14 protein-coding genes are annotated in these 14,187 nt (G+C 66.0%); 5 read left to right on the top strand and 9 right to left on the bottom strand.

Features of this window, described 5'->3' with window-relative positions; genetic code table 11:
* Positions 1-114: 114 nt before the first annotated feature.
* From ACS8Y6_RS12275 to ACS8Y6_RS12265, 3 genes are read left to right on the top strand one after another with little or no spacing between them, the layout of a single operon-like run.
* Positions 115-729 carry a carbonic anhydrase gene (locus ACS8Y6_RS12275; protein WP_440855671.1) on the top strand — a complete coding sequence of 205 codons (615 nt, stop codon included), beginning with the start codon at positions 115-117 and terminating at the stop codon, positions 727-729.
* A gap of 29 nt (positions 730-758) precedes the next feature.
* A complete protein-coding gene (locus ACS8Y6_RS12270; RefSeq protein WP_440848503.1) occupies positions 759-1,277 on the top strand; it encodes an N-acetyltransferase family protein in 519 nt (172 codons plus the stop codon).
* Entirely contained in the window at positions 1,274-1,858 is a 585-nt protein-coding gene (locus ACS8Y6_RS12265; protein WP_440848504.1) for an ACP phosphodiesterase, read from the top strand. Before ACS8Y6_RS12270 ends, ACS8Y6_RS12265 begins: the two co-directional genes overlap by 4 nt.
* A 66-nt stretch (positions 1,859-1,924) precedes the next feature.
* Here the strand turns inward: ACS8Y6_RS12265 and ACS8Y6_RS12260 are convergent, their stop codons facing one another.
* Both ACS8Y6_RS12260 and hrpA read right to left on the bottom strand, forming a co-directional pair.
* Positions 1,925-2,464 (bottom strand): invasion associated locus B family protein, encoded by a 540-nt coding sequence (locus ACS8Y6_RS12260; protein ID WP_440848505.1) that lies wholly within the window; start codon positions 2,462-2,464, stop codon positions 1,925-1,927.
* A 501-nt stretch (positions 2,465-2,965) separates the two neighbouring features.
* Entirely contained in the window at positions 2,966-6,919 is a 3,954-nt protein-coding gene (gene hrpA / locus ACS8Y6_RS12255) for an ATP-dependent RNA helicase HrpA (RefSeq protein ID WP_440855670.1), read from the bottom strand.
* Positions 6,920-7,017: 98 nt separating this feature from the next.
* On the opposite strand from hrpA, the gene ACS8Y6_RS12250 reads away from it, so the two are divergent.
* Complete coding sequence (locus ACS8Y6_RS12250; RefSeq protein WP_440848507.1) at positions 7,018-7,419, top strand: acyl-CoA thioesterase; 402 nt, start codon at positions 7,018-7,020, stop codon at positions 7,417-7,419.
* Positions 7,420-7,424: 5 nt separating this feature from the next.
* A complete protein-coding gene (locus ACS8Y6_RS12245) occupies positions 7,425-8,282 on the top strand; it encodes an N-acetylmuramoyl-L-alanine amidase (RefSeq protein ID WP_440855669.1) in 858 nt (285 codons plus the stop codon).
* A gap of 54 nt (positions 8,283-8,336) precedes the next feature.
* On the opposite strand, the gene ACS8Y6_RS12240 is transcribed toward ACS8Y6_RS12245, so the two are convergent.
* From ACS8Y6_RS12240 to ACS8Y6_RS12210, 7 genes are all read right to left on the bottom strand, one after another.
* Positions 8,337-9,116 (bottom strand): metal ABC transporter permease, encoded by a 780-nt coding sequence (locus ACS8Y6_RS12240; protein ID WP_440855668.1) that lies wholly within the window; start codon positions 9,114-9,116, stop codon positions 8,337-8,339.
* Between the two features lie 69 nt (positions 9,117-9,185).
* Positions 9,186-10,280, bottom strand: a complete 1,095-nt coding sequence (locus tag ACS8Y6_RS12235; protein WP_440848510.1) for an FUSC family protein — start codon at positions 10,278-10,280, stop codon at positions 9,186-9,188.
* Positions 10,281-10,308: 28 nt separating this feature from the next.
* A complete protein-coding gene (locus tag ACS8Y6_RS12230; RefSeq protein WP_440848511.1) occupies positions 10,309-11,472 on the bottom strand; it encodes a 5-(carboxyamino)imidazole ribonucleotide synthase in 1,164 nt (387 codons plus the stop codon).
* On the bottom strand, positions 11,469-11,960 hold the full coding sequence (gene purE, locus ACS8Y6_RS12225) for a 5-(carboxyamino)imidazole ribonucleotide mutase (protein ID WP_440848512.1): 492 nt from the start codon (positions 11,958-11,960) through the stop codon (positions 11,469-11,471). Before purE ends, ACS8Y6_RS12230 begins: the two co-directional genes overlap by 4 nt.
* A 95-nt stretch (positions 11,961-12,055) precedes the next feature.
* The gene (locus ACS8Y6_RS12220; RefSeq protein ID WP_440848513.1) at positions 12,056-12,673 is read right to left on the bottom strand and encodes a TPM domain-containing protein; all 618 of its coding nucleotides are present in this window, start codon (positions 12,671-12,673) and stop codon (positions 12,056-12,058) included.
* Positions 12,674-12,676: 3 nt separating this feature from the next.
* Entirely contained in the window at positions 12,677-13,483 is an 807-nt protein-coding gene (locus ACS8Y6_RS12215) for a TPM domain-containing protein (RefSeq protein WP_440855667.1), read from the bottom strand.
* The gene (locus tag ACS8Y6_RS12210; RefSeq protein ID WP_440855666.1) at positions 13,483-14,106 is read right to left on the bottom strand and encodes a LemA family protein; all 624 of its coding nucleotides are present in this window, start codon (positions 14,104-14,106) and stop codon (positions 13,483-13,485) included. Before ACS8Y6_RS12210 ends, ACS8Y6_RS12215 begins: the two co-directional genes overlap by 1 nt.
* Positions 14,107-14,187: the final 81 nt, after the last annotated feature.

Below are 14,187 nucleotides of genomic sequence, written 5' to 3'. Positions count from 1 at the left end.
CGCCGCCATTTATCATAGACTCGGGCGATGACTATTTCGTGACCAGCCGCAGCGGACCCCGGGCGGGCATGGCACAATATCGCTCGATCGCATAATCAATAGGTGCCGCACCGCATGCTTTCTGCAGACGACGCTCTGGCCCGCCTGAAGCAGGGCAATCGAGACTTTGTCCACCACGTCGCCGACTACGACACCCTGGCCGGCCTCGGGGCCTCGGCGGCGCTGATTCAGAAGCAACGCCCGTTTGCCATCATTCTCGGCTGTTCGGACGCGCGTGTGCCGGCCGAAATCGTGTTCAACCAGGGCCTGGGTGATCTGTTCGTGATTCGCGTCGCCGGTAATATCGTGGCGCCTTCACAGATCGGCAGTATCGAGTTCGCGGCGGAAATGTTCGGCACCCGCCTGGTCGTGGTGCTGGGCCACACGCAGTGCGGCGCGATCAAGGCCACGCTCGACCAGTTGCAGCGGCCCACCGACAAGCAATCCCCCAATTTACGTTCGATCGTCGATCGCGTGCGGCCGTCAGTGGATGCACTGCTCCAGACCGAGCTGCGCCACGACCACACCGCGCTGGCGGCCGCGGCCGTGCGTGCGAATGTCGAGAAATCGGTCGATCAGCTCGGCCACAGCTCGCCCATCCTGGAAAACCTGATTGAGTCCGATGAACTGCGGATCGTGGGTGCCGAGTATTCGGTGGAGACCGGCGCCGTGGATTTCTTCAGCGTCTAGTGGGCGGCAACCGTAGCCTTGTTGAGCCCATGAATAGCCCGCTACAGGGTTTATCCGTGCGCCATGCGCGCGCCGACGACGGCCCCGCCCTGGCCGCCATTTATACCCCTTTCGTGACCGATCACGCGGTTTCGTTCGAGTATGAGCCCCCGGATGGGGTGGCCATGGGCGAACGCGCGCTTGCCATTGACGCCAGCCACGCCTGGCTGGTTGCCGAGCACGCCGGCGAGCTGCTCGGCTATGCCTATGCCACGAGTTTCCGTAGCCGCGCGGCTTACCGCTGGACTGTCGAAGTCTCGGCCTATCTGCGCGATTCGGCGCGTGGATGCGGCGTGGGTGCGCGCCTGTATCGCGACCTGTTCGCGCTGCTCGCCGCGCGTGACTACCGCCAGGCGATCGCAGCCATCACGCTGCCCAACCCGGCCAGTGTGCGATTCCACGAGCACTTCGGGTTCAACCGTGTGGGCGTTCTCGAGGGCGTGGGCCATAAATTCGGGCAGGCCCACGACGTGGCCTATTACCAACGCGCGATCGGCGGTGGCGAATGAACCTGCTCGTCCATCTTCGCTTGGCCGATCGCAGCAACACCTCGGCTGCCGGTCAGATCCTGGGCGATATCGTCAAGGGCCGGATCGATCGCCTGTGTTTCGACCCCGATACCGATCACGGCATCCGCCTGCACCGGGCGATCGACTCGGCGAGTGACGCCCACCCGGCACACCGCGAACTGAGGGAACGCTTCGCCCCGCCGCTTCGGCGCTATGCCGGCATCGTCGTGGATATCGGCTTTGACCATGCCCTGGCCCGGAGCTGGCATGAGTACAACGAAGAGCCGCTGCAGACCTTCGCCCGCCGCATGGCGGCCCGCGTGGCCGACGAGTGGCCGGCAGCGGCACCGGTGCCGGCACCCGATGTGCATGGCTTCGCGCGGATGCTCGTCGGCTATACCGGGACCGGCGGGATCGACCGGGCGCTGACGGCCGTCGGGCGGCGTGCCACCCGCCGCAATCCGCTGCCCGAAGCGCTTCCCGCGCTGTTGCGGGAATACCCGGGATTTGTATCGCGTTTACCCATACTGCTCGAGGCGCTCGACGACGTCGTTGTCGCCCCCGGCCATCCGCGACCATAAAAAACGCCGGCCGACCGCGTCGACCGGCGCCCGTGCGACATACTGCGCCGTAATTGCGCTATTAAGCTATTGCGCGATGGCGTTGTTGGCGTCGGTGAAGCCGGACAGCGAAACCTTCAACTTGATCTGATCGCCCTTCGGCCCGACGATCGTGACTTGCGCCGTGTGACCATGCTTGAGCTTGTTCAGCAGCGAGTTCTTGATCGGGAAGTCCGCACGGCAGCCCTGCTCGAGACAGATCTGGAACGGGAACCGACGCGGCTGATCGCCGTCCACGCTGAGCTGAACCCCCGGGGCCAGACGCGTTCCCAGCGGTAGAATGAAGATCATCGCGGCCGTGTTGATCTGCGGCGGGTAACCCATGACCACGCGCATGATCGGCTTGCCGGAATCCGGACTCTTGACCAGCTGCGTCATCTCGCACTCGTTCTTTTTGCCCGACTTCGGGCAGCGAACTTCCCAGTCGTCGTAGTGCGTGATCTTGACGTTGTTCTGGCCCGACTTGTCCGCAGCGGCATTGCTGTTCTGGGCCGCCGCTACGCCGACGATGCCGAACAGGCTGGCTGCGCACAGCAGGACGGCGGAAAACCGGAAAGCTCTGGACATTTGTTATCCCCTTGTGTGGTTGGAAGGCGAGCCGCGAGCATGCGGTCCGCGAGTGCGGCGTGACAATCAGGACGCCGGCTTGGCAAATTCGGTGACACGCGATTCTCGCCCGAGCACGGCGCAGATCGCAATGATGATCGCCGCCCCGACCGCGACCAATCGCAGCGCGGAATGGTATTTCCCATTGTGCCTGGCTGCAATTGACGTTCGGGGTGGCGCGTCCGCCGCGGCGATGACATCGTCGATGGGGTAGACGCCCCTGGCCGCACCGCACCGCGCAGCTTGCGACTGGCACGGACGGCGCATGAAAAACGCCCTGGGAACGATCGGTCGGCGATCACGACGAAACGGCGTCAGATTACGGGTTGCGTGTGGGTTGCACAATACAGCAGACGTCCCGCGGCCGGTAGGCGGCATTTCCGATAGGGGGCCGGCCGGGCGCGGTCATTTGGCCGCATGCGTGGAGCCCATCCGTCATCGAAAGACGATGATCACGGCGCGTCAACAAGCTGCCAGTTGCGCATCGAGACGCTTGGATGAAACCTTGATCGCGGTCCCCAGTTGCTGGGCGAAGAGCTGCACACGGAATTCCTCGACCATCCAGCGCAGCAGGGTGAGTTCGTCCGACCAATGACCGCGCCGCATGGCTTTCTCGGCACGCTGCTTGTATGCCTGCCAATACGGCGCGACATCGCGCATGCGCGCCTTGTCGGCGGCGGCGCCGTCCGCGGCCAGCTTGTCGAGCCGGGCGTCGACGGCCTTGAGATAACGCGCCAGATCCTTCGCCCGGGCCCGCGGGTCATCGGCCGAACTGATGAAGCCGAGGTGGACCAGATGGGTCAGTTGGTCGTTGATGTCCTCGATCGACGCCATCCAGTCCAGGCCGATGTTCTTCGACAGCCGTTTGCGAATCGCGGCGAGCGTGTCCAGCATCGGTTCCAGCGCCTGCCAGAGCGCGACCGCGTCCGCCATCAAATGCGAACGCGCCGTCTCCAGCGCGGCGTCGAATTCGTCCGCCGTGACCGGGGTCGCGCCGAGACGCGCGTCGATCAGCGCGATCAGAAGATCCGCCACCAGCGCGGATTCGCCGTCCTGTTCGATAATGCCAACAAACGCCGGATCCACGCCGGTGGTTTCCGGCGGCCGGTCGAACTTCGCCACCGCATGACGCTTGAGGTTTGGCAGATCGCGCTTGACCAGTCGCGTGGGCCGGCTCGCCGCCAGCCGGATCAGGCGGATCACGCCACGGCGATGAACACGCGCCGCCTCCGCCGGCTCGTCGAGCAACTCCAGATCCACGTGATCGCCGCGATCGATCAACGCCGGCAAGGCCTCGATGCGCACCCCCGCATGCTCGAGCGTGACCGGCCGATCCAGCGCGACATCCGCCGGCCATGCCGTAAGCCCCGTGCGACGCAAATCATGGTCGGCAGATTGCGATACCGCCGCGCGGGCGCGTTCGCCCAGTTCCTGGCGCAGGCGTGACAGATCGCGGCCGGTGGCGATGGTCTCGCCGGCCTCATCCACAACCTCGAAACGCATGCGCAGGTGATCGCTCGGCGCGAAACCCTCCCAGGCATCGTCGGGAATTTCCAGTCCGGTCATCTCGCGGATGGCGCGGCGCAGCGCGGCTTCCGGATCGCCCGAGCCGAATTCGACCCGTTCGGCGGCGGCGCGGGCAAACTCCGGCACGGGCACCACACGCTTGCGCAGCGTCTTCGGCAGCGCCTTGAGATATTCGCGAAACTTCTCCTCCAGCAGACCGGGCACGAGCCAGCCGGCGCGCTCACCCGACATCTGGTTGAGCGCGGCCAGCGGAATACGCGCCGTGACGCCATCGTCGGGCCGCCCCGGCTCGAACGCATAATCGAGCTTGACCGGCAGGTCACCGAGCGTCATCGATTCCGGATAGGCGCCCTCTTCCAGTTCGACCCCGGCCGAGCGCAGCAGCTGGTCCTCGTCAAAATGCAGGATGTCGGCGTCGTTTTTCTGCAACCACTGATCGAGCGTCTTGCGGTCGTGCACTGTCGCCGGCAATCGCGCATCGTAGAACGCGGCCTGCGTGGTCTCGTCGACCAGCAGATCGCGCCGGCGAAAACGCGCCTCGCGATTCTGGATCTCCTCGACCACCGCCTGGTTGTAGGCCACAAACGCCGGCAGCTTGCCGCGCCGGTCGGCCACGGCAAAGGCGACCAGTCCGTCGCGGATGAAGATATCGCGTGCCAGCACCGGGTCGATGCGGCCGAAATCGACCTTGCGCCCATCGGCGAGGGTCAGCCCGAACAGCTTGACCCGCTCGCGTGCCGCAACCTGGCCCCGGCGTTTCTCCCAATGCGGATCGTAGTGCTCACGCGTGACCAGATGCGCCGCGGCCTGCTCGATCCACCTGGGGTCGACGCCGGCCACGGTGTGCGCGAACAAGGCGCTGGTCTCGATCAGCTCACCGGCCACGATCCATTTCGGCGGGCGCCGGGCCAGCCCCGACCCGGGAAAGATGCGGAACTTGCGCCCGCGCGCGCCGAGATACTCGGCGCCCTTCTTCTTCGGCTTGCCCTCGCCCGGCTCGTCGAGCTGACCGACATGATCGAGCAGTCCCGGCAGCAGCGCCTGGTGCAGTGTCACCGGATCGACATCCGCCAGTGGCCCGCGCGCCGGGTCGCTGTTGAGCCCGATATCGTGGCCGATCCGGCGCAGCTGGCGCGCCAGATCCTCCCACTCGCGCATGCGCATGAAATTGATGAAGCGGTTCTTGCACCAGGCCCGCAGCTTGTTGCCGGACAGCTCGCGCCGGGCGTCGACGAACGCGTCCCAAAGCCGCAACAGGCTGATGAAATCCGATCGATTGTCGGTAAACGGCTTGTGTGCGGCGTCGGCCGCTTCACGCATGCCGGCCGGGCGCTCGCGCGGATCCTGGATCGTCAGGCCGGAGGCGATCACGCGCATGGCCGGCGAAACACCGAGCGCGTTGCCGGCGATCAGCATGCGGCCGATGCGCGGATCGAGCGGCAGCCGCGCGAGCTGGCGGCCGAGTGCGGTAATGCGGCCATGGGCGAGTGCTTCGAGCTGGGCGAGCAGATTGCGACCGTCGTTGATATAGCGCCGCTCGGGCGGATCGATGAACGGAAATTCCTCGATCGCGCCGAGCTTCAGATCGGCCATCGTGAGCAGCACGTTGGCCAGATTGGTGCGCCGGATCTCCGGGTCGGTGAAATCGGGCCGGGCCGCGTAGTCGGCTTCGTCGAACAGCCGGATGCACACCCCGGGTGCCACGCGGCCGCAACGCCCCGCGCGCTGGTTGCAGCTCGCCTTGGAGACCGGCTCGATCGGCAACCGTTGCACCTTGGCGGCGGTGGAATATCGGCTGATGCGCGCCAGGCCGGTATCGACCACGTAGCGGATGCCGGGCACGGTGAGCGAAGTTTCGGCCACGTTGGTCGACAACACCACGCGGCGCCCGTTGGAGGCCGAAAAGATCCGGTTCTGTGCCGAGCGTGTCAGCCGGGCATACAACGGCACGATCTCTGCGGCGAACTTGTCGCCGGCCAGCGCCTTCGACAGATGCCGCTCGGTATCGCGGATATCGCGCTCGCCCGGCAGAAAGACCAGGATGTCGCCCGGCCCGTCGCGCCAGAGCTCGCGCACGGCACTTTCGATCGCGTCGGGCCAGTCCAGCGCGCGCTCAGAGTCCGGCTCGACCGGCGGCCGATAGCGCACCTCGACCGGATAGCCACGGCCCTCGACATTGATGATCGGCGCATCGTCGAAGAATTCGGCGAAGCGCTCCGGGTCGATGGTCGCCGAGGTCACGATGACCTTCAGATCCGGCCGGTTCGGCAGGATGCGCTTGAGATAGCCGAGCAGAAAATCGACGTTGAGCGTGCGCTCGTGGGCCTCGTCGATGACGATGGCCTCGTACTTGTTCAGAAACCGGTCGCGCGCGGTTTCGGCCAGTAGGATGCCGTCGGTCATCAGCTTGACCTGGGTGGCATCGGAGAGCTTGTTCTCGAAGCGCGTCTGGAAGCCGACCAGGCCGCCGAACTCGGTGCCGGTCTCCTCGGCCACGCGCTGGCCCACGCTGCGTGCCGCGAGCCGGCGCGGCTGGGTATGCCCGATCAGGCCGCGATCGCCGATGCCGGCCTGCAGCAACAGTTTCGGCAGCTGCGTGGTCTTGCCCGAGCCCGTCTCGCCGCAGACGATGACCACTTGGTGCGATTCGATCGCCGCGCGGATCTCGTCCGCGCGGGCCGTGACCGGCAATCCCTCGGCCAGTGCGATCGGCGGGCGCTCCGCGGCGCGTCGTTCCGTGATCGCCGCGCTAGCGGCGATGTCTTGCTCGACGTTGGCCCGGGCCGCGGCGTCGCCGGCCTTGTTCCATTGCCGGAGCAGCCGATAGCGGTCGCGCGTCTGCACGCGATCGAGAACATCTTCGATGGATTGCTGGGTGTCAGTGGACAATGGCGGTTCCCGAAAGTCCGTCGGTTTAGCCGGCTTGCAAATAACCTTTTGCCGATCGGATCAGTAAAATACTGATCGTCATTCGCCGGGACGACTCAATGAATTTTCATACGCGCAAGTGGATCAAGCCGGAGGACCTGAACCCGAACGGCACCTTGTTCGGGGGCAGCCTGCTGCGCTGGATCGACGAAGAATCCGCGATCTACGCGATCATCCAGCTCGAAAACCCGCGTATCGTCACGAAGTACATCTCGGAAATCAATTTCGTGTCGACCGCCGTCCAGTCCGACGTCATCGAACTGGGCATCATGGCGACCAAATTCGGGCGTACGTCGCTGACCATGTGCTGCGAAGTGCGCAACAAGATCAGCCGCAAGTCGATTCTGACCATCGACCAGATCGTATTCGTCTCGGTCGACGAACACGGCCGCCCGAAACCGCACGGCAAGACCGAGATCAGCTACGACGACACAGACCGGCCGCGCGGCACCGGCGATTGAGCCGCATGCGAGCGCCGTTGCCGAGGCACGGCCGACGCTGGCTGTTGAGCCTGGCGCTCGCCGGGGCGGCCGCATTGGCCGGCTGCGGGCCGCCGGCCACGCTCAAGAAGCGATCGGGTTACTGGGCTGACCAAAGCGTACAGGCCAGCGCATACAACTATCGCGTGCGTTTTCTGGTCCTGCACTACACCAGAGATCGCGCCGGCCGCGCGTTGAAGGTGCTGACGGGGCCTCATGTGAGCGTGCATTACCTGGTTGGGCCGCATCCGGCGACACGCGACGGCGCGCCCATCGTGCGCCAGCTCGTGCCCGAGGACGAACGCGCGTGGCATGCCGGGGTCAGCAGCTGGGCCGGGCGCCATCACATCAACGACACCTCGATCGGTATCGAGATCGTCAATCTGGGCCCCATCGACACGCCGGGCGAGCCGCGTCGATGGCAACCCTATACCGATGCCCAGATCCGGGCTGTGATCGCGCTGGCCCGCGATATCGTGACGCGTTACGACATCAAGCCGGCGAACGTGGTCGGACATGCCGACATCGCCCCGCAGCGCAAGATCGACCCCGGCCCGGCGTTCCCATGGCACCGGCTCTACGAAGCGGGTATCGGCGCCTGGCCCGATCCGGAACGGGTGGCGATATATGCGCGGCGTTTCGCCGACCATGCGCCGCCCGTGGCGCGGATCCAGTCCCGGCTCGCCGACTATGGCTACGACCTGCCGGTCAGCGGTCGGCTCGATGCGCGAACCCGCGCGGTATTGCGTGCCTTTCAGATGCACTTTCGTCCGTCCGGCGTGAACGGCATGCCCGATACCCAGACGCTGGCCCGGCTGTGGGCGCTCGATGCCCAGTATCGATAAAAGCGGCGCCACGCGGTGCCGCTTTCTCTTTTACCGGGATATGGCCGCGGTCAACTACATCGGGGGCACGGTGCCATTACGCCCGACAATCACGCGCTCGGCGCTGAATTTGCCATCGGCCTGCGGCCCGGCGACGAACACATGGGCACCGGCCTTGATATCCGAACGGCTACCCGGCGCCACCTTGACCGTGGGCACGTCGGCCGGCACCACGATGGTCTTGCTGCCCTTGCCGTAATCCACCTGCAGGGTGATCGACTGGCCGCCGCCCGACGCGCTGGTCACACTGCCGTTGGTCATGCTCGAGCCCGAGCTCATCGAGCCGCCGCTCTTCGCGCTCACCGTGCCATTGGTCATGCTTGAGCCGCCGCTCATGCCACCACTGGTTTTGGCGCTGACGGTGCCGTTGGTCATGCTCGAACCATTGGCGGTGGCACTGCCCTGACCGCCGGCGCTGCCATTTGCCATCGCCGGCGACAGATCCCAGCCGTAATCACCCAGGCCCGTGCCCTTCATCGACGGCGGAAAGATCACCATCTCAAGCGCCCGGTTCTCGCCATCGCGTTCGACATTGGCCGTGCCGATGAAGGTGCCCTTGTCGATGTTCGACAGATCGCCTTTCGTCACGGCCGCGATCTTGGTATCCGACGACAGCACGACCTGGCGCTCGTCGCCGGATCGGGTGGTCATCGTAAAGCCATTGTCGGATACCGACGTGATCCGGCCGCGCAGATGCTGGGTGTCGGCGGCGAGCGCCGGCAGCGCGGTCAGGGCGGCGAGTGCGATGGCGCCGGCTACGGCGATGGATGTTGTGCGAATCAGATTTTGCTTCATTGGTGAGCCTCACCATTAAATTGTGGCCAATCGAATGTAACAGACGCGGCCGCTTTCAATATACGCCGACTACCTGAGTTCGATGGCCGCCAGTTCCAGGGCGAGCTGTCGCGACTGTTCGCTGAGCCGTTGTGCCAGCCAATATGACCCCTGCATCTCGTAGGCGAGATGCGAATCCGGATCGGGCCCCGGCGTGCGGCCGACTTCGCGGCGCGCCAGTGCCTGCAGACGCCGTGTATCGCCGGAACGCAACGCCCGGGCGCTGGCCAGCAGCATCCGCCGCATGACCGACCGTCGTGCGGTCAGCAATTCATGGGTCGCGCCCCACTGGGGGCTGTCTTCGCGCTGCGCGGCGGCCGTGGCCAGCATTTCCAGCCCGCTCAGTATCGAGCGATGCAGCCGCTGGATCTCCTCCAGCCGCCCGGCCGGCACGCCGAGTTCCTTGGCCACCGGCGCAATCAGCGAGCGCAGCGCCACCAGCCGGCGCGACAATTGGGCAAATACGCTCACCTGCTCTTTCGCAGCCATCGGCGAACCGATCATCAGGCGAGGATAGAGCCGCGCGCATTCGCGCAGATTCTCCGCCAGACGAAAACGCCAGTCGTAGGTGGCATACAGGGGAAAGGCGAAGGAGAACACGAGCGCCACCAGTGTGCCGATACCGACGTTGGCCGCCCGCCACAGGCCGATATCCAGTGCGTTGTCGCCGTGGCCACCGACGATCACCAGCGTGATGCCGGTCAGCAGCGCGATATAGCCCGCCTTGCCGACCGCGTAGTAGGCACAGATGCCCGCCAGAATGGAGGTCAGCGCGTATGTGAGCGACGTCATGCCGAGCACGCTGTGCTGGGCGATGAGCAACAGCCCCAGGGCGGCGCCGATCGCGGTTGCCACGCCGCGCTCGAAGGCTTTCTTGCGAATATTGCCGTGATGCTGGAGTCCGCCGATCACCACCAGCAACGTGATCGAGGCCCAGAATCCGTACGGCACGCCCAGGCCGGTGGTCAGGCCGATCGACGCGCCCATCGCCACCGCCACCCGCAGCGCATGCAGATACCGCGCATTGCGATAGCGAAAATAAGGCGAGCGGCCGAGATGCCAGAGATAGCCGAGCCAGCTGCGCTGGCCCCGTCGGCGCGTGAAGCGACCGCGTCGGCGTTTCACGCGCGCGCCGGTCAAGGTACTCCGTCGCTCAACCACCCGATCGCAGCAGGCGATCCCGGGCCGCGACCGCGCGCCGCGCCGCATCCTCACGGTCGTCACCGAATACCGTCATATGCCCCATCTTGCGGCCCGCGCGGGCTTCGCCCTTGCCGTAGAGATGCAGCTTGAGTGCGGGATCGGCCAACGCCGCCGTCCAGTCCGGGGCACCGTCCTGCCAGAGATCGCCCAGCAGGTTCACCATTGCCGACGGGGCCAGCCGCGTGGTGTCGCCCAACGGCAGACCACAGACACTGCGCAGCTGCTGCTCGAACTGACTGGTGGCACAGGCATCGAACGAGAAATGCCCGGAATTGTGCGGGCGCGGTGCCAGCTCGTTCACGCGCAGGGTGCCGTCGCGGCCGAGGAAGAACTCCACGCACAGCACGCCGACCACATCCAGCGCCTCCAGCACGCCGCGCGCGATTCGTATCGCCTCGTCGGCCACCCTCGGATCGAGCACCGCGTCCGGGATGGAGACATCCAGAATATGATCGCGGTGCCGGTTCTCGACCACGCCGTAATGGGCGAATGCGCCGTCCGCGCCGCGCGCGGCAATCACCGAGACCTCGCTGTCGAAATCGACGAAGCCTTCCAGCACCGCCTCGCCGGCGCCGATCGCCGTCCACGCCGTATCGGCCTCGTCCGGCGACTTGATTACGTACTGGCCCTTGCCGTCGTAGCCGAAGCCGGCGGTCTTGAGCACGCACGGCGTGCCCAGCCGCTCGATCGCCCCGGTCAGCGTGGCGCGATCGGGCACGTGTTCGAACGGCGCGGTGGGAAAACCCGCCCCATGCAGAAAATCCTTCTCGCGCCGGCGATGTTGCGCGATATGCAACACCCGGCCGTCCGGGCGCACCGGGACGTACTCGGCGGCCGTCGCGGCGGCCTCGAACGGCACATTCTCGAATTCGAAGGTCACCACATCGACGCGCGAAGCAAATTCCGCCACGGCGTCCAGATCCTGGTAGTCGCCCACCGCCTCGCGATCGGCGACCTGGCCCATCGGCGTATCGTCGCCCGGTGAGAAGGTATGCACGCGATAGCCCATGCGGCGCGCCGAAAGCGCGAACATGCGCCCGAGCTGACCGCTGCCGAGCACGCCTACGGTCGATCCCGGAGCAATGGTGGAACGAAAACCACTGGATCGCGTCATGACAACGTCTCGTTTCGAACTTTTTCGGCCTGTGCGGCCCGGAAATCGGCGAGCGCCCGGCGTAACGGCTCGCGGCGGGTGGCCAACTGGGCGACGGCGAACAGCGCGGCGTTCTTGGCGCCGGAGTCGCCGATGGCGAAGGTGGCCGTCGGCACGCCGCCCGGCATCTGCACGATCGACAACAGCGAGTCGATGCCCTGCAGCGCCCGGCTCTTGACCGGTACGCCGAGCACCGGCACCAGCGTCTGGGCGGCCACCATGCCCGGCAGGTGCGCCGCCCCGCCGGCACCGGCGATGATCACCTCCAGGCCGCGGTCTTCGGCCGTGGTGGCGTATTCACGCATCAGATCCGGCGTGCGATGGGCCGAAACCACACGGCACTCGTGCGGAATCTCGAAACGCTCGAGCATCTCGTGCGCATGGCGCATGGTGTCCCAGTCGGACGTGCTGCCCATGATCACGCCGACGAGCGGCTTGTCTTCGGCCATTTCGTGCCCCCTGCGGGTCGCAGAAAAGCGGTCTAGTCTAGCAACAAAGGCGCCCCGTGTTCCGTCCTGCGACCAATGACGGACCCGTGTCTTTCTCAGTCCAGAACCACCAGGCGGTTGGGCAGCTCGTTGCGCGCATGCGTGGCCGGCACGGCCTCGGCGAGACGGGCACCGCAGGCTTCCACGCATTCGACGAACCCCGCCTCGGTCTCGCCTGCCGCGACACGCGCCGTGAACCGCTCGATGATCGCCGACCAGCTGGCGTCGTCGATGCGCGCGGCCACGCCGTGATCGGTCAGGATCTCGACATAGCGTTCGGCTTCGGCCACGAAGATCAGTACCCCGGTGGCCGCCTCCGTGCGATGCAGGCTCTGCTCGAGGAACTGGCTGCGAGCCAGTGCCGCGGCGCGTGCATGCCGCAGGCCCCTGGGCACCAACCGCGGTGTGACCGCCGGCAGTTGAAAGATCGCGCCGAGCACCACGAACACGCCCCACTGAACCAGCAGCAGCGTGCGCACGTCGAACCATGCCGGAAAGAAAACGACCAGCCCCGGCAGCATGAGCGCGGCCAGCGCAGCCCAGAACAGCCCCACCCAGCGATATTCATCGGCCTGGCGCGCGACCACGGTGACCACTTCGGCATCGGTATCGCGCTCGATTCGATTGATGGCCTCGGCCACGGCCTCGCGTGCCCGTTCGTTGAAAACCGTCATCGCTTACCAACCTCCCGAGGCACCACCGCCCCCGAAGCCGCCACCGCCGCCGGAGAATCCGCCCCCGCCGAGGCCGCCGCCACCGAAACCACCGGCACCCCCACCGAATCCTCCGCCCATGGGGATGAACCACGGCATGAAGCCACCGCGGCGCCGGCGCCCGCCACGACCACCGCCACCGCCGCCGCCGAACAGCGCGACAATGGCGATGATGAGCACAAAGAACATCAGCGTATGCCCGAGCGAGGGCCGCCGTTGTTCGTGCTGCTGATGCTGCATCGCCTGCGAGGCCTGCTGCACCAACTCGGACGGCGGTTTGCCGCCGAGCAGCTGGACGATGGCGGCCGTGCCCCGGAGCACGCCGGCGTCGAAATCGCCCTTCTTGAAGGCAGGCTCGATGACCTGATGGATGATCACCGAGGACCTGGCGTCGGTCAGCTGCCCTTCCAGGCCGTAGCCGACCTCGATCCGGACCGCATGCTCTTTCTTGGCGATGATCAACAGCGCGCCGTTGTTCTTTTTCTTCTGCCCGATACCCCAGGCGCGGCCGAGCTGGTAGCCATAGGTCTCGATCGAGTCGCCGCCGAGATCGGGCAGCGTGACCACGACGACCTGATCGCCGTTGGCCTGCTCGAGGGCCGCCAGCATGCGGGTGAGCCGTGACTCCGCGGCCGGCGAAAGCATCTGTGCGTTGTCCACCACGCGGCCGGTCAGCTTGGGAAAATCCGGTTTGGCGTCGGCGACGCAGGCGGTCGCGATCAACGCCAGCGCGACCAGGGCAACAAACGCCCGGCGCAGGCCAGGCCGCATCAGAACGACACCTTGGGCGCCTGCGCCGCGTTCGGCGACGAGGCCTTGAAATTGGCGTGCGGCTTCATGTCGCTATACAGCAGCCAATGCCAGATCCGGCCGGGAAACGTCACCAGATCGGTGTTGTATTTCTGTACCGCCTGAATGTAATCGCGCCGCGCGACCGCGATCCGGTTCTCGGTGCCCTCCAGCTGCGACTGCAGCGCCAGGAAATTCTGGTTCGATTTCAGGTCCGGATAGCGCTCGGATACCGCGAGCAGCCGGCCCAGTGCCCCCGACAGCTGATTCTGGGCCGACAGATAGCGCTTGAGCTTGTCGGGGTTGTCGATGGTACTGGCATCGACCTGGATCGACGTGGCCTTGGCCCGCGCCTGGGTGACCGCGGTGAGTGTGTCCCGCTCCTGCTTGGCGTAGCCCTTGACCGTGGATACCAGATTCGGAATCAGATCGGCCCGGCGCTGGTACTCGTTCTGCACCTGGGCCCATGCGGCGTTGACCGCCTGGTTGTCACGCGGGATGGTATTCACCCCGCAGCCGGCCAGCAGGCCGACGAGCACAAGCACGACGAGCCAGCGCAGGGACTTGAATCCAGAGTGGGTCAACACGGCAGACGAAGCGGTCATCGAGGGCAGCGATTGATGGGCGATGCGCCGATACTAAACGTAACGCAAGCAGCGCGTCAGGAACCTTTGTCGTCTGCAACG

The organism is Salinisphaera sp. RV14, from assembly GCF_052044135.1.
Taxonomy (GTDB): Bacteria; Pseudomonadota; Gammaproteobacteria; order Nevskiales; family Salinisphaeraceae; genus Salinisphaera.
The sequence above is the reverse complement of the archived record's forward strand: the minus strand, read 5'-3'. Positions and strand labels throughout refer to the sequence as shown.